This is a genomic window from Alcanivorax sp. IL2, assembly GCF_047495475.1.
Classification (GTDB): Bacteria; Pseudomonadota; Gammaproteobacteria; order Pseudomonadales; family Alcanivoracaceae; genus Alcanivorax.
In genome coordinates this window covers 984,801-1,005,619 of the sequence record NZ_CP179932.1, presented here as the reverse complement: position 1 = coordinate 1,005,619, position 20,819 = coordinate 984,801, and the positions used below count along the sequence as shown (strand labels likewise).

The 20,819-nt window shown below is 59.8% G+C and carries 19 protein-coding genes; 13 read left to right on the top strand and 6 right to left on the bottom strand.

All coding sequences use genetic code 11. From position 1 onward, the window contains the following. Positions 1-5: 5 nt before the first annotated feature. Positions 6-809, bottom strand: a complete 804-nt coding sequence (locus ACMG4N_RS04715; RefSeq protein WP_297765137.1) for a sulfite exporter TauE/SafE family protein — start codon at positions 807-809, stop codon at positions 6-8. Between the two features lie 192 nt (positions 810-1,001). On the opposite strand from ACMG4N_RS04715, the gene ACMG4N_RS04710 reads away from it, so the two are divergent. From ACMG4N_RS04710 to ACMG4N_RS04675, 8 genes are all read left to right on the top strand, one after another. Next, positions 1,002-1,745: an NRDE family protein gene (locus tag ACMG4N_RS04710; protein WP_297765135.1), complete on the top strand. Its 744-nt coding sequence runs from the start codon at positions 1,002-1,004 to the stop codon at positions 1,743-1,745. A 113-nt stretch (positions 1,746-1,858) separates the two neighbouring features. Further along, positions 1,859-2,299 (top strand): hypothetical protein, encoded by a 441-nt coding sequence (locus ACMG4N_RS04705; RefSeq protein WP_297765133.1) that lies wholly within the window; start codon positions 1,859-1,861, stop codon positions 2,297-2,299. Between the two features lie 6 nt (positions 2,300-2,305). After that, positions 2,306-3,433, top strand: coding sequence for a hypothetical protein (locus ACMG4N_RS04700; protein WP_297765130.1), 1,128 nt, complete (start codon positions 2,306-2,308; stop codon positions 3,431-3,433). Next, on the top strand, positions 3,426-3,953 hold the full coding sequence (locus ACMG4N_RS04695) for a DUF4150 domain-containing protein (RefSeq protein WP_414433017.1): 528 nt from the start codon (positions 3,426-3,428) through the stop codon (positions 3,951-3,953). Before ACMG4N_RS04700 ends, ACMG4N_RS04695 begins: the two co-directional genes overlap by 8 nt. Continuing rightward, positions 3,950-5,599, top strand: coding sequence for a hypothetical protein (locus ACMG4N_RS04690; RefSeq protein WP_414433016.1), 1,650 nt, complete (start codon positions 3,950-3,952; stop codon positions 5,597-5,599). The genes ACMG4N_RS04695 and ACMG4N_RS04690 overlap by 4 nt, the downstream gene beginning before the upstream one ends. Next, a complete protein-coding gene (locus ACMG4N_RS04685; protein WP_414433015.1) occupies positions 5,514-7,292 on the top strand; it encodes a hypothetical protein in 1,779 nt (592 codons plus the stop codon). The genes ACMG4N_RS04690 and ACMG4N_RS04685 overlap by 86 nt, the downstream gene beginning before the upstream one ends. A 34-nt stretch (positions 7,293-7,326) precedes the next feature. Beyond that, on the top strand, positions 7,327-8,328 hold the full coding sequence (locus ACMG4N_RS04680) for a hypothetical protein (protein ID WP_297765122.1): 1,002 nt from the start codon (positions 7,327-7,329) through the stop codon (positions 8,326-8,328). After that, positions 8,325-9,365, top strand: coding sequence for a hypothetical protein (locus tag ACMG4N_RS04675; RefSeq protein ID WP_297765121.1), 1,041 nt, complete (start codon positions 8,325-8,327; stop codon positions 9,363-9,365). The genes ACMG4N_RS04680 and ACMG4N_RS04675 overlap by 4 nt, the downstream gene beginning before the upstream one ends. Before the next feature lie 290 nt (positions 9,366-9,655). Here the strand turns inward: ACMG4N_RS04675 and ACMG4N_RS04670 are convergent, their stop codons facing one another. From ACMG4N_RS04670 to ACMG4N_RS04655, 4 genes are read right to left on the bottom strand one after another with little or no spacing between them, the layout of a single operon-like run. Then, complete coding sequence (locus ACMG4N_RS04670; protein ID WP_297765119.1) at positions 9,656-11,086, bottom strand: M20/M25/M40 family metallo-hydrolase; 1,431 nt, start codon at positions 11,084-11,086, stop codon at positions 9,656-9,658. 33 nt (positions 11,087-11,119) lie between these two features. After that, complete coding sequence (locus ACMG4N_RS04665; RefSeq protein ID WP_297765115.1) at positions 11,120-11,620, bottom strand: AAA family ATPase; 501 nt, start codon at positions 11,618-11,620, stop codon at positions 11,120-11,122. Positions 11,621-11,627: 7 nt separating this feature from the next. Next, positions 11,628-13,904 (bottom strand): phosphoenolpyruvate--protein phosphotransferase, encoded by a 2,277-nt coding sequence (gene ptsP / locus ACMG4N_RS04660; protein ID WP_297765112.1) that lies wholly within the window; start codon positions 13,902-13,904, stop codon positions 11,628-11,630. Continuing rightward, positions 13,897-14,430 carry an RNA pyrophosphohydrolase gene (locus ACMG4N_RS04655; protein WP_297765231.1) on the bottom strand — a complete coding sequence of 178 codons (534 nt, stop codon included), beginning with the start codon at positions 14,428-14,430 and terminating at the stop codon, positions 13,897-13,899. Before ACMG4N_RS04655 ends, ptsP begins: the two co-directional genes overlap by 8 nt. A 200-nt stretch (positions 14,431-14,630) precedes the next feature. Here ACMG4N_RS04655 and ACMG4N_RS04650 point away from each other — a divergent pair, with 200 nt between their 5' ends. Further along, positions 14,631-15,284, top strand: coding sequence for an HAD family hydrolase (locus tag ACMG4N_RS04650; RefSeq protein ID WP_272975546.1), 654 nt, complete (start codon positions 14,631-14,633; stop codon positions 15,282-15,284). 26 nt (positions 15,285-15,310) lie between these two features. After that, positions 15,311-16,219 (top strand): hypothetical protein, encoded by a 909-nt coding sequence (locus ACMG4N_RS04645; RefSeq protein WP_297765105.1) that lies wholly within the window; start codon positions 15,311-15,313, stop codon positions 16,217-16,219. A gap of 213 nt (positions 16,220-16,432) precedes the next feature. Here the strand turns inward: ACMG4N_RS04645 and ACMG4N_RS04640 are convergent, their stop codons facing one another. After that, complete coding sequence (locus ACMG4N_RS04640; RefSeq protein WP_297765102.1) at positions 16,433-17,044, bottom strand: outer membrane beta-barrel protein; 612 nt, start codon at positions 17,042-17,044, stop codon at positions 16,433-16,435. Between the two features lie 291 nt (positions 17,045-17,335). Here ACMG4N_RS04640 and ACMG4N_RS04635 point away from each other — a divergent pair, with 291 nt between their 5' ends. Genes ACMG4N_RS04635 through ACMG4N_RS04625 form a run of 3 tightly spaced genes read left to right on the top strand, consistent with a single transcriptional unit; the run spans position 17,336 to position 20,798 of the window. Continuing rightward, entirely contained in the window at positions 17,336-19,792 is a 2,457-nt protein-coding gene (locus ACMG4N_RS04635) for a heavy metal translocating P-type ATPase (RefSeq protein ID WP_297765098.1), read from the top strand. After that, positions 19,789-20,439 (top strand): class I SAM-dependent methyltransferase, encoded by a 651-nt coding sequence (locus ACMG4N_RS04630; RefSeq protein ID WP_297765095.1) that lies wholly within the window; start codon positions 19,789-19,791, stop codon positions 20,437-20,439. Before ACMG4N_RS04635 ends, ACMG4N_RS04630 begins: the two co-directional genes overlap by 4 nt. Next, on the top strand, positions 20,436-20,798 hold the full coding sequence (locus tag ACMG4N_RS04625; RefSeq protein ID WP_297765092.1) for a cupredoxin domain-containing protein: 363 nt from the start codon (positions 20,436-20,438) through the stop codon (positions 20,796-20,798). The genes ACMG4N_RS04630 and ACMG4N_RS04625 overlap by 4 nt, the downstream gene beginning before the upstream one ends. Positions 20,799-20,819 lie beyond the last annotated feature (21 nt).

Sequence of the window (20,819 nt, the reverse complement as noted above, 5' to 3'; positions counted from 1 at the left end):
AATGCCTATCCCAAAACCAGCCTGAGGCCGATGACAAACAACACCACCGCGAACACCTTCCTAAGCATCGCCGAAGGAAGCCGGTGGCTGAGTCGCGCCGCCAGTCTCGCGAACGGAAAACTGGTGAGCACTATACCGGCTGTTGCCGGCAAAAACACATAGCCCAGCGCCCCTTCGGGGAGCCGGGTTTCCTGCCAGCCGGCCACCGCAAAACCCAGGGTGCCGGCAATGGCGATGGGCAAACCACAGGCGGAGGCGATAGCCACTGCCTCCTGCATTTTCAGGCGACACCAGCTCAAAAAGGGCACCGTCAACGAACCGCCGCCAATACCAAAAATGGCAGACCCGGTACCAATCAACACCCCGGCCACACCCAGACCCGCCGCCCCGGGCACCCGCTCCGGCAGGTTACCGTCCGGCGCCTTGCGGCCCGTCAGTGCCATCTGCAAGGCAATCACCATGGCAAACAGACCAAACAAACGGGTCAGCAGTTCCCCTTTCATGGCATCGGCGATAAAGGCCCCGGCGAAGGCACCCAGCACAATGCCCACGCCCAGCCGCAACACCACCGGCCAGCGTACAAAGCCGGCCGTGTGGTGGGTACACACCGCGCTGATGGAAGTAATCATGATAGTGCTCAGGGAGGTGGCCACCGCCATCTTCGCCACCAGATCAGCGGGAAAACCGAGCCCGTGAAACAGAAAGATCAGCGCCGGCACAATCACCACGCCACCGCCCAGGCCCAGCGCCCCGGCCAGCAGGCCAGCACCCACGCCGACCCCCAGACAAATCAGAAACAGTTCCCACATTGGCCGGCCCTTATGCCAATCACTCGCAAGGCAGGTATGCTAGCACGGTGTGACGCCAGACGCCGGACGCTGACCACCTTTCAGGAGCCCACATCAGGCCGCGGAGCAAGCGGATTCGCCTGCAAGCAGGCTCCTACAATCACCGAAAATGCACGGCAACGATTAACCCTGAACCGCTGCAGGAAAGTTTGAATGTGTATTGTACTACTGGACTGGCAACCAGATTCTCCCACCCCCCTGCGGATGGCCGCCAACCGGGATGAATTCCACGCCCGCCCCGCCGAGCCCGCCCGCTGGCGCGGCGATATCTTCTGCGGTCTGGACCTGACCGCCGGCGGCACCTGGCTGGGCATCCACCGCAACGGCCGCGTCGCCGTGGTCACCAACTACCGGGAACCCATCACCGACCGGCAAACCGGCGAACGCTCCCGGGGCCTGCTGCCCCTGGCATTCCTGGAAGGCAGCGACTCCCCGGAACAGTTCTGCCGGGAGCTGGCCGAAGAACAACACCACTACGGCGCCTTCAACCTGCTGGTAGGCACCCCGGAAAGCCTCTGGTATCTGGGCAATCGCGGCGCCGCCCCGCAAGCGGTCACCCCCGGCATTCACGGCCTGTGCAACGGCCTGCTGGACGACCCCTGGCCCAAGGTACAGCGGGCCAAACAACGCCTGGCCAACGCCATCACCGCCGACTGCAGCACAGAACAGCTCATGGACGTGGTCAACGATCACTACCAGCCCCCGGACAGCGAACTCCCCGATACCGGCGTCGGCCTGGATCTGGAACGACTGGTGGCACCGGTCTTTATCCAGTCCCCCACCTACGGCACCCGCGCCAGCAGCGTGGTCGAGCTGCATCGCGACCACGACCCGATCATGCTGGAACAGGGCTGGCTGCCGGACGGCAGTGCCAACGGGAGCATCCAACGTAGCTGAATTGCGTTAAACGGCTCTCACTGGCGACAACTGTCAGCGATTTCCTACAGATATCCACTGGGCGGCCTGTTAGCGTTCCCTGCTTTGATCCGGCAAGGAAGCAGGAGAGGCTCATGGTCACGTCATCATTACGGGCAGCGGACCCGTTGCCCGGCACATCATCCCCTTACATCGCCACCATCATTTGCCGGGATGGCGCCCTTCTGGTCACCACCCCGAATCACGACAATCCGCAGCCGGTCCGTCACGTCGCCGAAACCGTCACCACCCTGCAGGAAGGTGACCGGGTACTTTGCCTGCTTGATGACACTATCGGGGTGGTGGTCACCGACCGCATCGTTCCACTGGCCGATAGCCACCCGGGCGCGGATCTGGTCACCGAACTGGACAATGGCCAGCTCCTCTTCGATGCCCCCAAAGGCCTGCTACTGCGTACCGGCGACGCCCAGATAGAGCTGCGCCCGGATGGCACCCTGCTGCTTGATGGGCGGGAAATCCACGCCATCGCCGACGGCATCAACCGCCTGCTTGGCGCCCGTATCGAACTCAACTGACCGCCCATGCCCGCAGCCATCCGCCTCAGCCACTATGCGCTCAACGCCCCCACCGGCACTCACCCGGCCGGGGTCTATTTGGCCTGCCAGGCCGGAATACCGGCGTATCAGGCCGACAGAAACCTGTGCATTCCCGACCCTACCAGCGGCAACTCCGACCCGGTCATGCTGGGACGAATCCCCGCTGAACACGACGAGGCCCCGTTCAACCCCCAGCGCCTGATCCCGGCCCTGGATGCCCTGCTGGACGAGAACAGCCCAGCCCTGACAGACAGCCGGATACTGCTTTGCCTGCCGGCGCCGGACCGGGCACGTCATGAACGCCTGCAGCAGGCCCTACTCACCTGGCTACACAATCGGCTGGCAGAGGTATCCCCTGCCGGCGAAATACGGGTGACCTGCCCCCGCACCCTGCCCGAAGCGCTGGCGGAAGAGTGGCAGCATCTGCAGCAAGGGCACCTCACCGCGCTCACCCTGCTCGGGGTCGACAGCCTGCTTAACGAGGAAACCCTGAACGAACGGCAGCCCGCTAACGACGTACGCACCCATAGCTGGAGCCATGGCCGGATACTCTCGGAGGCCATCGCCCTGGTGAGATTCGAAGCAAGCGACACCCTGCAACCCGGCGACATTAGTTGCACCGGCCTTGGCAGCCACTCGGCATCCGCAACGGATCACCCCCATCAACAGGGCCAGGCCCTGGCCACCGCCGCCCGACAGGCCGTAGAAAATGAGGCCGTTTCCCGTCCGGATCGGCTGGTACTGGCGCACGCACAAACCCGCGACCATGAACTCAGCTGGCATTCCACCCAGACAAGCCTGTGGCCGGTGCGTCTTTCCAACCGCGACAACCTGGCCATGCGAAAAGGGGAAAAAGAAGCGCCGCAACCGACACTGCCAGCACCACTGCATATCCTGCGCCCGGCGCTCACCATCGGCGATAGCGGAGCAGCCACCCTGCCAGTGGGCCTGATCACCGCCTGTGAAGCGCTGCGTTTTCGCATCTGCCCGGCGGATACCGCCCTGGTACTGGACAGCCCCGGCGGCCCGCAGCACCTGGCCATGCAACTGCACCATCAACGACAAGACATCGCACAACACCCCGGTTCAATGGAAGGAACCCGCCATGAGTAATATCCTGATCAACGGCCTCACCGCTGTTCACGCCGGCTCCGGTGGCACCCTTGTCACCATGGATATCTGCAAGACCCCGCCTTTCTGTCAGCCCATTCCCTACAGCAACGTGGCCATGAGCACGGATGCCGCCGGCACCGCCAGCTCCGTTCTGGTCAACGGCAATCCGGTTTGCCATGTGGCCTCCACCTTCGCCAAAAGCAGCGGCGACATGGCGGGAACCTGCGGCGGGATCATGTCCGGCACCATTGCCGGGCAAGCGGAATTTCTCACCTTCTCACCCAACGTCTTCGTGGAAGGCCAGCCCGCCGTGCGCCAGAGCGACATGATGGTGTCCAACATGCGCAACACCGCACCCGCCCCGCTTCAGCAGGCCGGCGCCGGCCTGCCCCAAGGGCTCACACCGCAAGAAACCGAAGAACAAACCATCGCACCGACCCATCGTCTTGATGTGGACAACCAGGCTCCCGCCCAGCCCCGTCGTCGCCACTTCGTGCGCCTGCGCAGGAGGGTAAAATGAACGCCCAAACCCGCTTCCTGGCCGACAATGAAACCGTCGGCAACAGAACTACCGCCTCTTTCTACGTCAACGGGGAAGACGCTTCGGAACTGTTTCTGGAATTCAACGACAACCGCACCCGCTATCCGGATGCCGTTGCAAAAGGCCTGAAAGAAAGCGGTTACCTGAGCAAAGACAGCGACAACCTATATCTGGTGCCACTGGGGCAAGGGCTGCCTGTAGTCCGGGACGACACCAGCACAGACGCCCTCACCGCCCTCGGCCACATCAAACCCGTGCGCTTTGCGGACCCGGAAGGCCAGCATCTTGCGCCCCTTCGCGACAACGGCAGACTGTATATTTTTGTCGGTGGCTACCTGTGGCGGGAACTGGTGGTCAGCGATGACGGTAACACCTTCCGCGACATCAACCTGGCCAAGTACCAGGGCTGCGACCAGCGCCCACCGGACGACGGCATGGAAACCGAAATCGGCGCCATCACCGTCCCCCACCGCCTCAATGGCGGCCCGGTACTACTGCAAATCGCCTTCTCGGAAATCCCCTGGAGCTGGGCCCTGATCGAAATCCTCGGCGGCCTGGCCGATGAAGACCCCCGTTACCTGCCCAGCCTGCCGGAACACGCCCCCTACCAGTGGCATCGCGACAACGTGGACCACGCCCTGCGCCTGCAGCGGACCACGCTGTTAAATGTGAATAGTTTCGATGGCCAGGGCTCGCCGGACACCCTCAAACAAACCGCCCTGATCGGCGCCCAGCAAGCCAACGACCTCTACAACCAGCCCGACGAAAACGGGCTGCTAGCCCTGCCCCAATTGAGCCGCGCAGATATTCAGGACAACCTGCCAGTGGCCGCCCTGCAGGACCCGCTGGGGATTGCCTTTGAAGGAGTCGGCAAACTCACCCTGCTGATGAATGAGCTATGCCAGCATGTAATGGAAATCGACCGGCATGAACATGCCAAAAGTGCGGTGTATGCCTATCAGACGTTTTTCAACCAATCCCTGCACCAACGAGAAACCTACATAGCGGGCCGAGCAGGCGAGCAGAGCCGCTATGTACAACACTCCGACTCCGCCGACAATCTCCGAGATGCCGCCGACAGGTTGGACCGGGACCATCTGGAAGCGATTTTGCGCGTGAAAGAACGCCGCGAACTGCGCCAGACAATCCGCCAGCAACGCCGGGAAACCATCGCTTGGCTGGATAGCAAAACCCCGGAGGGCAACGACGCCAGCCAGGGCTTCCAATACTTCCTCTCCCCCTGGGAAGCCCTGCGGGACTACGCCTGGCTACCCGTTCCCGGTGACGAGCAACGCCACACCCTGAACCCGGACGAAGACCATGCCACCCCGGACTACAGCGCCTTCTGGAAAGCCATCTCCGGCCTGCTGTCCGGCCTGGGCTCGGATCCGTCCGTCATCGACAGTGCCTACGATGCCGACCCGGATCCGGAATGGGATGACGATAACGACCCCGTGCATGCACTGAGAAGTCAGCTCCTGAAGCCAGATCATCCCCTCCACGCCGCCCTGATCCCCGGCGCAGATCAGATCCCTGTGGATGACGACTACCTACCGGAACTGGAAGAAGCAAAAAAACCTGCCACGGACAGCAACTTCCGTCACGCGGCCTATGCCGCCCGGTAGCCACCCGGACTGGTGGTACTGGCAGCAGACCCGCAACCAGACCGAGAGCATCGTCGCCAGCCTGCTTTTCGGTTTCCAGAAGCAATGGCAAGACGCTCTGGCCAACCAACAAGAAGACACCATTGAAATACTGATGCGCCTGGGAAAAGGGTCCGGCCCGCCGGATCTGCACGGCGCCCGGCTGTTCAAGACAGGCAGCGTCATCCCCGAAGGCTGGATGATCATTGATGCCAAGGAACGCGTCTTCGAACCCCTGAAACGCTCACAACGGCGCGACATCATTCGCCAGGGCGGCCTGGACGCAGAAGGCCGGGTCAAGGTGCTCGACCCCACCGACCCCGGCAAGGTACTCGGCAGCAGCGACGCCACGGAACTGACCTATAACCGGGGCATCCCACGCCAACTGACTAATCAAAACTGGACCGACCTGTATCAGGAAGTCGGCCAGGACGGCTTGACCCGCGTAAAACAGACCGTCATGGCCGTACCGCCCACCAGTGAATATGCACGGCACTGGAATCAGCCGGACAGTCAGGCGAGTACTGGTGCAAGACTCACAACCGGAGCCATCAAGGTAGCGAACAAGACCTTGCCGCCTGCGATGGGGCTTTTGGAGGTTTTTAATTTACTTTCTGTATATGAGAACGGAAAAAAAAATGGCTGGGGTATACGCAACGCCTCTCAATTCTTTATTGGAGGAATTGCATTAACTTACTGCATAGCAGATACCGCAGTCCAGTTAGCCGGGGAGGATAGAGTAGCGAACTGGTTGACCTTTAAAAAATGGAAAAGGGTTTCCAGATTCACCAAAAATATAATTACCGGAACAAAAAACTTTAGAACATTCAAGGTCTATAACTTCAAAATGATAGGGGTGGGACTAACCGGGTTTGGTGCTTTCTTAAGCGCCTGGGATGCCGGCATACAACTGGAGAAGGGAAATTACGAAAGCGCCGCAGCCCATGGAGTGGCCGCCGGGGCCATGGCAGGCGCAACCTTTTCACAACTGGGCCGCTCCCTGGTATTAAACTCCATTAAAAGCACCATGTTCACCCGGGCACTGGTAGTGCTGGGCCCCTGGGGCTGGGCCTTTACCGCCGTAAGCATCATTGCGGTCATTACCGCCGAGTGGCTCAAGCTGAGCCCCTTGGAACGCTGGGCCCAGTTCGGCCCCTTCGGCGACGACCCGGAAGACCGCTTTAAGGAAGAATACCGTGACCTGACAGTCGGGCAGGTCTATCAATCCCTGCTGTCCCTGCTGATGACTCCCAAACCCATCATTACCGAAAGCCAAAATCCGTCGAACCAGTTCAAGGTTGAAGTCCATGCCCCGGTGGCCGGCGAAAACGGCAAGATCCACCATGCCGTAGTCTATCAGGATCGACATGGCGACCTGCAAACGCTCAAGTCCCTCGCCTGGGTGCCCATACTGGCGAATAAAGAAGACCCGCAAAGCCGTACCGGCCTGATCGCCTGGTACGAAAAACCGGAATTCTTTGGCACTTGCACTTTCTATGTGCGCGCCCGCTTCTTCCATGAAGAGGAGGAATGCTGGCTTCCGTTCAGGCCCGAAGACGTCGCCCTGGACAGTGGTAATGATCACACAGCGTTAGACCCGGACACCGCCCCAAGAGGCTGGGCTCAGGCCACCCTGACACTGAAGAAAGCTGATCCCAGAACTTTCGCCTTCTAACGCAACCCATGGCTATTGCAAATATTTAATCGATATGGATAGAGAAAGCACTTACCAACCCTCGGCCTACAACAGCCAGATCCCTCGTGATTTACCCAAGGGGAAATCACCGGATGAGCGCGGCGGTTACTTCACCCGAACAGCCTACGGCACACCGCTGCCTCTTCCTGGCGCCCAATGTCGGGAATATATCGCCGAAGCCCAATGCGATGTATTTGACCTGGAGAAAATACAGAATAATGGCTCCGATGAGAAAAAATGTCGTTATATGCGGAATCCACATCTGATGGATTTCTGGCCTACCCTTTTTGAATGGCCGGTTATGGCAAGTACACTCTGTTACGTCGCAGGGTGGTTTTGCTTTGGGGGAGGGTTATCAGTAACAGTTTTATTATTTCTAATGGGGGGAACTGAGGAGCTATTGAAAGCGCTACCCCACATGATGCCTATATTCCTGTTTTTTTTCCTTTCTTGGGTAATATTAATGCTATTAACAAGAGGTGAACCAAAACTAAAAAAAGACACCCGCTTCTACCGCCGCTCCGGCATGGTCAGCATCTACCAGAAAGACGAAGACCGCCTGGAAGTGCCATTCGATGAGTTCGATCCTCATCTGACCCCCCGCACCGGCCCCACCGGCTCAACGGGCTTCCTGCTTCAACTCGTTCACCGTTACTCCGACCTGTTGATTCAGCATATCAACGTCTATAACGAAGAATTCGAGGTTTATCTGGAATGGGAGCGGCTGCATCAATTCATGGATATTTCTCAGCCCATTCCGGACCGCGTGATCACCGAACCCGCCCGTCAGTTCGACCCGGTCACCGCCGAATACGACGAGAAACACGATCGACCCAAACACTTCTGGCGCGACATGAGTGATGAAGAGTTTGAAATACGCCGCGAAGCCGCCAGAAAAGCCGCCAAGGACTTCCCCTGGGGAAAAACCCGGAAACAGGCCCTGGCCAGTGGATGGAAACCCTCAGAGCATCGCATCGACTGGCAGGTCCTGAAGGAAAAGCAACAGACCGCATGACTGAAGCCCAATCCACAAAGTCTGTTGCGTACAGCATGGAGCATGAATCGGTTTACGCTGTCACTGCTTACAACAGTCAAAATGAAAATCTCCCTAAGCGTGAGAAGAGCAGAAACAATGACAGTTATTTCACCAAGGTTGCCCGCGGCAACCCGCTTGGCCTTCCAACAGGTACGCACTGCCAGGAATATCTGGCAGAATGGCAATGCAATACTTTCCAGCAAGATGCTTTACAAACCAAAAAATCCGACGAGCAACAATGCCTGGAAATGCGAAACCCCCACCTTATGGAGTTTTGGCCGACACTATTTGAGTGGCCTGTATTTTCACATATTTTAAAACACGGATTCGCATGGCTTACATTTGGAGGAGGAATATCAAGCACAATATTTTTATTTATAATGGGAGGAACTGAAAGCGTAAAACAAGCCGCACCGCACATAGCTCCTCTCTTGTTGTTTTGTCTATCCATATGGCTACTATTAAAAACAATCACTCGAGGGTCTCCAAAACTAAAAAAGGACACCCGCTTCTTCCGCCGCACCGGCATGGTTAGCATTTATCGGAAAGGTCAGGATCGACTGGAAATCCCCTTCGAGGAATTCGAACCTACCATGACATACCGAACCGGGGCTGCCGGCTCTACGGGCTTTATGCTGCAACTGACCCATCGGCAGTCGGATATCGTTATCAGTCATATCAACGATTACCCTGAAGAGTATCAGGTCTATCTGGAGTGGGAACGACTCCACCAGTTCATGGATATATCGCAACCCCTGCCTGACAGAATCGTTACTGAACCTGCCCGCCAATTTGACCCTGTCACTGCTGAATACGACCGGAAAACAGGACGCCCAAAACACTTGTGGCGAGACATGAGCCGAGAAGAGCTCCGTGAGCGCCGTGAAGCAGCCAAGAAAGCAGCCAAAGATTTCCCCTGGGGAAAAACCCGCGCACAGGCCCTAGCCAGTGGATGGAAACCCTCCGAGCAGCGCATAGACTGGAAAGCCCTCGAAGCAACTCGGCAGGAAACCTGAAAGGTCATTCAGGCTGATCATTTTTCTGGATCACCACCGCCACAAAAACGGGCTATTCGCAAAATGGTGTAGAGGAACAATACGCCCGTAGCTGAATCATGCCGTCTGTGTAGGGTGGATTAGCCGCAGGCGTAATCCACAATCCTCTCTCTGCCGGTGGCTCCACGGGTTGGGGATCTGATCACAACTCGTTGGTGGGGACTTGAGGTTGGCGTTACCGGCAGCAAGGTGGATTACGCCTGTGGCTAATCCACCCTACGTATAAACAGGTCTTTGCCGACAAACCAGTGTCACTGCCCCAGCATCAGCCCCGCATAAAACCGCACCATGTGCGGGTACTGCTCACGGGGCAGGCGTTCGTTGTGGCCGTGGAAGCGGGCCAGGTCGTCCTGGCCGAGGGAGACCGGCATAAAGCGGAACACCTGGTCGGACAGGTGCTGGTAGTGGCGGGCGTCGGTGCCGGCGATAAGCAAGTAAGGGGCGACCACCGGTTGTTCCGGTAACGCCCGCGCCAATGCCGCCAGACGGTCAAAGGTGGCTGAGGGAATGTCGGTGACGGCCGATGGGTCGGACAGGAAGGCGCCCCTGGACGTCACGCTGATATTTTCCGGTAATTCGTTTTGCAAATAGGCCTGCAGGCTGTCACGGGTCTCTCCGGGGGCCAACCGGAAATTCAGGGTGGCGCTGGCGGTAGCCGGCAGTACGTTTTCCTTTATCCCGGCTTCCAGCAAGGTAGGTGACATGGTGGTGCGAACCAGAGCATTGGTTTCCGGTTTGCCTTCCAGTTGGCGAATGATCAGCGGCTCGAACAGCCACAAGTTGGCGAACACCAGCCGCTTGGCGAAGGGTTGGTGGGGCGCCACCTGTTCCAGCATCTGCCGGGTGGGCAAACTCAAAGAAGCCGGGCGGGGGTGGGTCTGCAGATGATTGATGGCTGCCGCCAGATCACCGATGGCGGTTCTCTCTGGCGGCCGTGACGAATGCCCCGGCTCGGCCTCTGCCTGCAGCTCCACTGTCATGTAGCCTTTCTCGGCAATGCCCATTAATGCCACCGGGCGATCAAGGCCCAGAGTGCTGCCAGGTAGCATCATGCCGCCCTCGTCCAGGATCAGACCAAACCGCAGGCCCTGCTGTTCCAACCAGGCGGCAATCTTCACTGCGCCCTCGCGGCCACCGATTTCCTCATCGTGACCGAATGCCAGATACACATCACAGGCGGGCGTCTGGCCGTTTTGCAGCAAGGCTTCCGTGGCTTCCAGAATCGCCATCAGGCTGCCCTTATCATCCAGAGCGCCGCGCCCCCAGACAAAGTCGTCATCCACTACTCCGGCAAACGGTGGGTGCTGCCATTGTTCCGGGGACGACACCGGCACCACATCCTGATGGGCCAGCAGCAACTGTGGCGGGCAGTCGTTCTGGCTGTCCCAGTGATACAGCAGGCTGTGATCGAAGGTTTTCAGGGAAAGGGTCTGGTGGGTCAGCGGAAAGCTGGCGCGCAGAAAATCATGGAAGCCCACAAAAGCATCGGGCTGCTCCGGCAGCGTCGCAAAACGCAGGGCGCTGGCCAGTCGCTCCACCATGGCGTCCTCATCCATGGCCTGGTGCAATTCGGGCAGGTCGGCAACGCGGTTATCCGCCTGCGGCAATGTCAGGGTGTTGTAGAGCAGGACTGCGAGCAGAATCAGTACGGCCAATACCAGCAATTGTAGCAAGCGCTTCATGTTTTCCCCGCCTTTATTGATGCGTTGTTATTATCACACTCCCAGACTAGCGAAGAGTTCTTCGCTGCAGGCCTGCGCAGACTTTCCCGCCGTATCAATACCAATAACCGGCACCAACCAGGCTTCATACTCCCGGGCCTGAACCGCTGACCAGGTCGGCACAATCAGGCCAGGTAGAGAGGATTCCCGATTTTCCACTCGGCAACGGTGTTCTTCAGCATCGGAACAGATGACTTCGATATTGATGCACGCGGCCCCAGCCGCGTCTGCCGCCTGCTGCCAGCCAACCCGAGAGGCTGCTACCGTGTTGCAGGAATCGCAGATCACCGACAAGCCCTGTTTCAGACAGTCCGTGGCCATGTAGGCCGCCAACTCATAGCCCTCGGCATGGATATGCAGCCCGCAGGTATCGCGCAAGCCCTGCTCCACAGCATCCACACGCAGATAGGTGGCGCCCGTGCGTTGCGCCAGCGCTATGGCCAGTGTGGTTTTACCCACACCGGGCAAACCGGCAAACGCATAGAGCACTGCCATCTGCGGGTCAGACCAGCGCCTTGCGATTGCGCAGCAATTCGCCCAGCCCGGCCTTGTCCAGTTGCAGGTCCACGTAGGCGGCGATGACTTCGCCGTTGTCCATGGCCAGCACTTCGTTGAGCAGCTGGCGGGTGAAGCTGGCTTTGACCTGGCGCACGGCGGCTTTCACCTTGAGCAGGTTGGAAGCATTCATGGACAGGGCATTGACGCCCATGGCCATCAACAGCAGCGCCGAACCCACTTCCCCGGCCATCTCACCGCACACGGACACCGGCACGCCTTCTTCATGGGCCTGCTCGACCACATGCAAAATGGCATGCAGCACCGCCGGGTGATAGGAGTTATACAGCGACGCCACCTGGCGGTTGTTACGATCCACCGCCAGCAGATACTGGGTCAGGTCGTTGGTGCCGATGGACAGGAAATCCACCCGCTGGGCCAGGGCTCGGGCCTGGTAAACGGCGGCGGGGACTTCGATCATCACCCCCACCTGGGGCATGGCAATGTCGAGGCCTTCGTCGCGCACTTCCAGCCAGGCACGGTGAATCAGATGCTGGGCCTCTTCCGCTTCGATCACGCTGGTGACCATGGGCAGCATGATGTGCAGGTTATTCAGACCATCGCTGGCCTTGAGCATGGCGCGCACCTGCACCATGAAAATTTCCGGATGGTCCAGGGTGACACGGATACCCCGCCAGCCCAGGAAGGGGTTGTCTTCCTCGATGGGAAAATAGCTCAACGACTTGTCGCCGCCGATATCCAGGGTACGCATGGTTACCGGGTGCGGCGCAAAAGCGGCGAGCTGCTCCCGGTAGATCACCCGCTGCTCCTCTTCGGAAGGAAAGCGGTCACGCACCATGAAGGGAATTTCCGTGCGATACAGACCCACCCCTTCGGCACCACGCTCGATGGAGCGGTTGATGTCGGTCATCAGGCCGGTGTTCACCTGCAGGGGGATACGGACACCATCCAGGGTTTCTGCCGGCTCATCGCGCAGCTTTTCCAGGCCCGCCTGAAGATTGGCTTCCTCGGCGATGATTTCTTCGAACTGTTCCTTGAGCTCCGGCGAGGCATTGGCCACCACCCGGCCGCGGAAACCATCAACGATGATTTCCTTGTCGTCCATTTGTTTCAGCGGCAGGTTCTGGGCACCCACCACGGTAGGAATACCCATGGCACGGGCGACGATGGCCATGTGCGAGTTGCGCGAACCACGGGTGGTGACGATGCCGCGAATCCGCTCACGGGGGACTTCCATCAGCATGGGCGCGGAAATGTCTTCGCCCAGCAGGATACAGTCATCCGGGAACACGATATGCCGGCGATTCTGGCTCTGCAGTTGCGCCAGTACCCGTCGCCCCAGGTCGCGCACATCCGCTGCCCGTTCGCGCAGATAGGGGTCATCCATCATCTCGAAATTACGCACGTGGGCATCCACCACGGTGCGCAGGGCACCCTGGGCCCACTGCCCCTCGCGAATATGAACGATCACTTCGGCGGGTAACGCATGCCGATCCAGCATGCGCAGATAAACATCAAACAGCGCCTGCTCTTCGGTACCCAGGCTCTTGGATGCGCGCTCGGCAAGATCTCGCACTTCCTGGCGCACGCGCACCAGCGCATCGTCCAGGCGGGCGATTTCCGCGCTGACATCCTCCACCAGACGATCCGGGACGGCAGACAGATCCGCTGCCGGAAACAACAGCACGCCGAAGCCGATGGCCGCACCAGCACAGCCGGGCAGACCATCATAAAAACTGGGCAGGTCTGCCCCTCCCGGATCCAGCTGATCGAACAGCACCCCGGAGGCATGGGCGTGAGCAATCACCGCCGACAACTGGGCGGAGATGGTCACCAGAAAGGCTTCTTCACTCTGATCGAAACGGCGCACATCACGCTGCTGCACCACCATCACGCCAAGCACCTTGCCATGGTGCATCACCGGCACGCCGAGAAAGGCATGGAACGGGTCTTCGCCGGTTTCCGCCAGATAATGGAATTTCGGATGGCTGAAGGCATCTTCCAGGTTCACCGGCTCTTCGCGCAAGCCAACCTGACCCACCAGACCTTCCGACAACCCCAGGCTGACATGCCCAACGGCCTCCTGCTTGAGGCCTTCAGACGCCATCAACACATAACGCTGCTCTTCTTCGTTACGCAGATAAATGGAGCACACCTCGGTGCCCATGGCATCCCGGACCCGTTTGGCCATCAGGTTCAGCGCGGAGGGAATATCCGCCGCGTTGTTCACTTCCTGGACAATGCGTCGCAGGGTATCAAGCATTGGGGTTGTCTCCCGGTGAAATCCGGTTCTTTTCCTGCTCTTCCCGTTCTCCCTTCAGGGCCGGGGCCAGTTCACGCAGGGCGCGGGCATAAACGCCGCGTTTGAAATGCACCACCTTGCGAATCGGATACCAGTAATTGACCCAGCGCCAGGCCTTGAATTCAGGGCTGTCGCTGGCGAACAGATCAATGGCTGCCTCTTCCGCCGTCAGCCGCAACAGAAACCACTTCTGCCGCTGACCAATACAATGGGGACGATTGCGAGGCCGACGCAGAAAGCGGCGCGGCAGACGATAAGTCAGCCACCCTTCAGTGCTGGCCACAATCTCCACATGTTCACGACGCAGACCGACCTCTTCTTCCAGCTCGCGAAAAAGCGTTTCCTCCGGGGTTTCTCCGGGCATCATGCCCCCCTGGGGAAACTGCCAGGCATCGCGGTTACCCACGCGGCGACCCCAGAATACCCGGCCATCCTCGCCGGCAATGATGATCCCGACGTTCAGCCGGAATCCCTTGTCATCAATAATGCCTGTCATGGTGTCTCTACGAGCCGGCACACCATTGCCGACTCTGGCTCCTTGTTGGCCCATTAAACCTTGCCGGGCAACCCGCAATCAATGCACAACCGTGCAACATCTGGTCCAGAAACGCTGTTAGCACGCCTGGCCACTCCCTATAACTTGTCATTCGCTTCGCATAAAATGTGCTGTTCACGTAAGGAGAGGCCATGACGCTCGCAATTTTCGACCTGGACAACACCCTGATCGCCGGCGATTCCGACCACTTGTGGGGGGACTGGCTGGTAGAAAAAGGCATTGTCGACCAGCAACATTACAAGGACACCAACGACCAGTTCTACGTGGATTACCAGAATGGCCGTCTGGATATCATGGCTTACCTGCGTTTTTCCCTGAACGTGCTGGCCGAGCATGACATGGCACAGCTGCATTTCTGGCGTGAGCAGTTCCTGGCAGAAAAGCTGGATGCCATGTGGCTACCCAAGGCAGAAGCCCTGCTGCAGAAGCACCGCGACCAGGGCCATACCCTGATGATCATCACCGCCACCAACGATTTCGTCACCGCACCGCTGGCGGACCGCCTGGGCGTGGATCACCTGATCGCCACCGTGGCCGAGTGCAAGCGTGAGCGCTATACCGGTAACGTGGCCGGCATTCCCAGCTACCGGGACGGCAAGGTGGAACGGCTGGCAGAATGGCTGCGTGCCAACAACGAAAGCCTTGCCGGCAGCTGGTTCTATAGTGATTCCCATAATGACTTGCCGTTGCTCCGAAAAGTGGACAACCCGGTGGCGGTGGACCCGGATGCCACCCTGGACCGGGAAGCACGGGAACAAGGCTGGCCGGTCATCAGCCTGCGCTGAGATTCATAGAAAGGGGAAGGGGAACCATGCGTTATTTTTTGGCCGCACTGCTGGCACTGGTGTTAAGCGGCTGCGACAGCAACACACCGGAGCCGGCGCCGGCCGAAGAGGCCGATCTGTCGGCCACGATGGCGGACATTCCGGCCACCGACTGGCAGCAAAGTGCGGACAAGGCCTTTCAGGACAATGCCGCCGCATGGCAGCAGGCCCTGGACGATTTCACGCAGAATCGCGAGCAGGCGCAACTGGATGAACTGCGCGATCGCCTGCAAAGCTGGTATGCCGCTTTTGTCGACCATTACCTGCTCGCGGCCAGCCGCTCCTGCCAGCTCGGGCAGCAGGAATTGCTCAACCGCATGGACACCTGGCCGCTCTACCCCGGCTATCTGGATGCCCTGCCGCAATGGCCGGAATCTGGCCTGATCAGTGACCCCTATCTGGAAATGACGCGTAAATCCCTGCGCACCCAACACGGCGCCACCGATGCCAGCGAAGCCAGCCTGGGCTTCGCCGCCCTGTTTGTGGCACTCAATGGCACGGAAGAAGCCCCCAAGGCATTGCCCTTGCTGGCCGGCGATGACGAGATCGCCCTGCGCCGGCGACAATATCTTCAGCTCGCCGCCGAGCAACTGGTGACCGATGCCAAGCTGCTGTCCGTGGAGGCGCCCCTTGATTCACAGGCCCTGAAATGCGGCCTGGAACAAACCCTGGCACGCCACGCCCGTAAAGACAGCAGCGATCTGGAAGCAGAAGGCCTGTTTATCCCGGCAACCGTGCGCGACGTGAATGCACAACGGTTGCTGAAGGGTGTGCGCAATATGGATCAGACCACTCTGGAGGCCTGGTCAGAAAAAGCGCCGGGGATTAAAGAGTCCATTGCGGCATCGGAAGAAGCAGGCAGCGAGGCGCTATCAGCCTGGTTGAACCAGCCCTGAAAGAGTAAAGCCTTTGTAGGAGCGGCGCTCGAGCCGCGAACCTGCTTGCGAAAACGCTGGTGAATCTGTTTCCCCTAGCTTCCCTCGGTTCGCGGCTCGAGCGCCGCTCCTACGAAGACAATCAACGCAGGACTGCACGCAGGGACAAACCATCAACCACAAAAAAAGCCCGCCGGACTCTCATCCGGCGGGCTTTTTTTGTGCTGAACGCTATTAGAAATTGTAGCGGCCGAACACACCGTAGGTATCACGGTCGCCACCGACGATAACGCGGGCGCCCAGATCCACCACCGGGGTCAGTTTGAACAGACCCTGGCCGTAAACACCCAGATCATCGTCGTACAGATCCATGTAGGTCAGGCCACCGGACAGTTCCAGCTGTTCAGTAGTGGCATGACGCAGACCACCACGCAGCTCGAAACCGATCTCGTCATCGGAATTGCCCGGATCAAAATCACGGTCATCGTAGATGATGTCGGCAGTCGTCACGAAGTCCAGGCCCCGCTGCAACGGCGTATGGAAGCCGGCACCGGCAGAAAGGCGAGTGCCATCCACATCGCCATCACGGAACGGTCCACGGTCATAATCACCGTCAAAGAAACCCAAGCCACCGCGCAGGAAGATGTGCTCGTCGAGGGCAAATGAGCCCTCTGCGGTCAGCGCATCCACGTCCACATCGTTATCCAGATCCCAACGATCATAGGCCAGCTGGCCGTAGGTGTAGGAAAAACCGTTATCACGGACCATGGACGTCCGCTGCTCAGCCATGGCCGGTGCAGCAACAGCCAGGGCGATCCCTGACACAAGCAAAGTTTTCTTAAACATAGAAAAGGTCCTCTCAATATCGATGAACGGCATCAATGTGCTCGCACTGTAATAGGAACATGGAGTCTCTTTCGCGCGAGCGGTTCCGTCTTTTTGACGGTTTTATAAAAATTTTCAATGCCGTTGGGTCTGCCAAAGCTGCTGTGGCGCTTTCAACCACAGCGGAAGTCTTCTTTATAAGCCTTAACAGGTGCACCCTTATAGCACAGGCTTGACCTTGGGGTTACCCTTAAGTTTGACAATCTGTGACAACACGCATGGTTCCGCCTTTGCAGGCCTATGGAGATCCCGATGCAGACACAGAGGTTCGATATTCAGGGCGCCAGCTGCCAGGGCTGCGTCCGCAAGATTCGCCAAGCGCTTGATCCTGTTGCTGGTGTCGACGATGTGCAGGTGGATCTGGACGCTCAGCAGGTGACTGTCACCGGCACCCCCGACAGTGCCGACGTGCAGGCGGCGCTGGCCAAGGCCGGTTATGCCGCCGAAGACAAACAGCAGACGGCACCATCATCGCCCGCCAGCACCGATCAGGAGCAGCAACTCGCCATTACCGGCGCCACCTGCGCCGCCTGCGTGCGCACCATCGAAAACGCCCTGCGCAACACGCCTGGGGTCACCCAGGCACAAATGAATTTTGCCGACCGCACTGCAAGAGTCAGTGGATCGGCAGACAGCCAGGCCTTGATCGACGCCGTGGAAAAAGCAGGCTATGGCGCCAGCCCGCTGGACGACAGCGATGACGGTAACGCCCGCGAGGAGCAGGAGCAGCAACACTATCGCAGGCTGTTACGTCATATGTGGCTGGGTCTGGGGCTAGGCGTACCGTTAATGGCCTGGGGGCTGCTCGGCGGTGACATGATGGTGCGCCCCGGTGAAGCCAGTCAGTGGGTCTGGCTGGGCATCGGCCTGCTGACCCTGGCGGTGCTGGCCACCGCCGGCCGCCACTTCTTTGTCGGTGCCTGGAAGGCATTTCGCAATCACAACGCCAACATGGATACCCTGATTGCTCTGGGCACCGGCGCCGCCTGGCTCTACTCCATGGCCGTGGTGCTGATTCCCGCTGCCCTGCCGGAAGCCGCCCGGCATGTGTACTTTGAAGCCAGTGCCATGATCATTGGCCTGATCAATCTGGGCCAGGCACTGGAAGTGCGTGCCCGGGGCAAAACCAGCGCGGCGGTAAAACGGCTGCTGGACCTTGGCGCCAAAACCGCCCGGGTGGTCCGCGATGGCAAGGAGCAGGACATTCCGGTGGACCAAGTGCAGACCGACGATATCCTGCGTGTGCGCCCCGGTGAAAAAATTGCCGTGGACGGCATCGTCGAGGAAGGCGAAAGCCGGCTGGATGAATCCATGCTCACCGGCGAACCCATGCCGGTGAGCAAGAGCGCCGGTGACACGGTCAGCGCCGGCACCCTCAACGAAGGCGGCACCCTGCTTTACCGGGCCACCGCCGTGGGCAAGGACACCGCCCTGTCACGCATCGTGGCGCTGGTGAAAAAGGCCCAGGGCAGCAAGCCACCCATCGGCCGCCTGGCCGACGACGTTTCCGCCGTGTTCGTTCCCACCATCATGCTGATCGCCGTGGTCGCTGCCCTGGCCTGGTTCAACCTGGGGCCAGAGCCGCGCATTACCCACATGCTGATCAGTGCTACCACGGTGCTGATCATTGCCTGCCCTTGTGCTCTGGGACTGGCCACGCCCATGTCGATCATGGTCGGCGTCGGCAAGGCTGCCGAGCACGGCATTCTGATTCGTGAAGGCGATGCGCTGCAGACCAGCAGCAAGCTGGACACCATTGTGCTCGACAAGACCGGCACCATCACCGAAGGCAAACCGGCGCTCACCGAGATTCTCTGCGCCGAAGGCCAGCAGGAAGACACCCTGCTGCAGCTGGCTGCCAGCCTGGAGAGCGGCTCTGAACATCCATTGGCACGCGCCATCGTGGAAGCGGCGGAGCAACGTGAGCTTACACCCGACCGTGCCGACAATTTCCAGGCCCTCAACGGCAAAGGCGTCAGCGCCACCCTGGACGGCAAACAATACCGACTCGGCAACCGTCGCTGGCTGGAAAGCGAAGGCATCACCGTCAGCCTGAACAGCGACTCGCTCACCGAGCGTGGCGCCACCCCCCTGTTCCTGGCCGAAGACAACAGCCTGCTCGGCATCCTTGGCGTGGCCGACCGTATCAAGGAGGACTCCCGGGAGGCCATTGCCCGTCTGAAAGATCAGGGCCTCACCGTGGTGATGATTACCGGCGACATCCAGGCCAGCGCCGACGCCATCGCCAAACAGGTGGGCGTGGACCAGGTCATGGCGGAAGTGCTGCCCGAGGACAAGGCGAAAAAAGTGCAGTCTCTGCAGGAAGAGGGACGCATCGTGGCCATGGTGGGCGACGGCATCAACGATGCCCCGGCGCTGGCCCAGGCGGATGTGGGCTTTGCCATCGGCACTGGCACCGACGTGGCCATCGAATCTGCCGCCATCACGCTGATGGGCGGCTCCCTGCACGGTGTGGCCGATGCCATGGCGATCTCCTCCGCCACGGTACGCAACATCAAGCAGAACCTGTTCGGCGCCTTTATCTACAACAGCCTTGGCGTGCCCGTGGCCGCCGGGGTGCTCTACCCCCTCACCGGCAGCCTGCTCAGCCCGGTGATCGCCGGCGCGGCCATGTCGCTCAGCTCAGTCACCGTGGTCAGCAATGCCAACCGGTTGCGGCTGTTCAAAACCCAGCGAGACAAGCGATGACCCCGGAACAACTGGCTGCCCAACTGCGCTGCCCCAGTGGCGATGACGGCGCTCAGGTCGCCGACAACATGAATCAGCATAACCAGCCGATCATTGCGGCCAGCTACCAGGCGCTGGCGCCGTCGGCCGGCGATCATATTGTGGAAGTGGGCCCCGGCACGGCGGGCCACCTGCCGGACCTGTTGGCCATGGCCGACGATCTGCACTATACCGGGCTGGACCTGTCACCGGACATGGTGACCCAGGCGCAGCAGCATCATAGCCATCTGGAGCGGGTACGTTTCCTGGCAGGGGATCTGCATGATGCGCCGCTGGCCCCCGGCAGCGCAGACCATGCTGTCGCCATCAATGTGGTGTACTTCTGGGATCCGCTGCTGCCGGCCTTGCGCGCCATCCGCACACTGCTGCGCCCCGGCGGCCAGCTTTGCCTGGGCCTGCGCGATAGACACAGCATGGCCACCCTGCCGGTGTTCCGGCACGGTTTTCTCACCTACGACGGCCCGGATCTACAACAGGCCCTGAAGACGGCGGGCTTTGTCGACGTTCGCCAGCAGATCATTCCAGAGCAAAGTATCAACGTGATGGGCCAGGTCATGCACAAGACCGGCCTGGTCATCACCGCCCGCAACCCGGAGGTCATACCATGACACTGCTGATCAATCTTGCCGGCCTGCTGCTGATGGTGGGGATCGTCTGGTGGTTCTGGCTGTCCAAATCCACAACACAGAGCCAGCCGGTCAGCGACCAGGGCACCACCATTGTGGTCGCCGACGGCGTCTACAATCCGGCCACCCTGCGCGCCAGGGCCGGCGAGACACTCACCCTGCACTTCGACCGACAGGATCCCTCCCCCTGCGCCGAACAGGTAGTGTTTCACGGGCTCGACGTGAGCGAGTTTCTGGAAACGGGTACCATCACCACCGTGACCCTGAACAACCCGCCCGCCGGCGAATACCGTTTCACCTGTCAGATGCAGATGTATCAGGGCAGATTAATTGTCAGTTGACGGCGGCATACCCACGCAACT

What these genes read in the sequence shown, in the direction of transcription:
- ACMG4N_RS04630 (WP_297765095.1), top strand. Translation starts at nt 19,789, where the DNA reads ATGACCCCGGAACAACTGGCTGCCCAACTGCGCTGCCCCAGTGGCGAT.
- ACMG4N_RS04645 (WP_297765105.1), top strand. Translation starts at nt 15,311, where the DNA reads ATGCGTTATTTTTTGGCCGCACTGCTGGCACTGGTGTTAAGCGGCTGC.
- ACMG4N_RS04710 (WP_297765135.1), top strand. Translation starts at nt 1,002, where the DNA reads ATGTGTATTGTACTACTGGACTGGCAACCAGATTCTCCCACCCCCCTG.
- ACMG4N_RS04685 (WP_414433015.1), top strand. Translation starts at nt 5,514, where the DNA reads ATGACGACTACCTACCGGAACTGGAAGAAGCAAAAAAACCTGCCACGG.
- ACMG4N_RS04695 (WP_414433017.1), top strand. Translation starts at nt 3,426, where the DNA reads ATGAGTAATATCCTGATCAACGGCCTCACCGCTGTTCACGCCGGCTCC.
- ACMG4N_RS04625 (WP_297765092.1), top strand. Translation starts at nt 20,436, where the DNA reads ATGACACTGCTGATCAATCTTGCCGGCCTGCTGCTGATGGTGGGGATC.
- ACMG4N_RS04680 (WP_297765122.1), top strand. Translation starts at nt 7,327, where the DNA reads ATGGATAGAGAAAGCACTTACCAACCCTCGGCCTACAACAGCCAGATC.
- ACMG4N_RS04675 (WP_297765121.1), top strand. Translation starts at nt 8,325, where the DNA reads ATGACTGAAGCCCAATCCACAAAGTCTGTTGCGTACAGCATGGAGCAT.
- ACMG4N_RS04705 (WP_297765133.1), top strand. Translation starts at nt 1,859, where the DNA reads ATGGTCACGTCATCATTACGGGCAGCGGACCCGTTGCCCGGCACATCA.
- ACMG4N_RS04640 (WP_297765102.1), bottom strand. Translation starts at nt 17,044, where the DNA reads ATGTTTAAGAAAACTTTGCTTGTGTCAGGGATCGCCCTGGCTGTTGCT.
- ACMG4N_RS04635 (WP_297765098.1), top strand. Translation starts at nt 17,336, where the DNA reads ATGCAGACACAGAGGTTCGATATTCAGGGCGCCAGCTGCCAGGGCTGC.
- ACMG4N_RS04670 (WP_297765119.1), bottom strand. Translation starts at nt 11,086, where the DNA reads ATGAAGCGCTTGCTACAATTGCTGGTATTGGCCGTACTGATTCTGCTC.
- ACMG4N_RS04665 (WP_297765115.1), bottom strand. Translation starts at nt 11,620, where the DNA reads ATGGCAGTGCTCTATGCGTTTGCCGGTTTGCCCGGTGTGGGTAAAACC.
- ACMG4N_RS04700 (WP_297765130.1), top strand. Translation starts at nt 2,306, where the DNA reads ATGCCCGCAGCCATCCGCCTCAGCCACTATGCGCTCAACGCCCCCACC.
- ptsP (WP_297765112.1), bottom strand. Translation starts at nt 13,904, where the DNA reads ATGCTTGATACCCTGCGACGCATTGTCCAGGAAGTGAACAACGCGGCG.
- ACMG4N_RS04690 (WP_414433016.1), top strand. Translation starts at nt 3,950, where the DNA reads ATGAACGCCCAAACCCGCTTCCTGGCCGACAATGAAACCGTCGGCAAC.
- ACMG4N_RS04650 (WP_272975546.1), top strand. Translation starts at nt 14,631, where the DNA reads ATGACGCTCGCAATTTTCGACCTGGACAACACCCTGATCGCCGGCGAT.
- ACMG4N_RS04715 (WP_297765137.1), bottom strand. Translation starts at nt 809, where the DNA reads ATGTGGGAACTGTTTCTGATTTGTCTGGGGGTCGGCGTGGGTGCTGGC.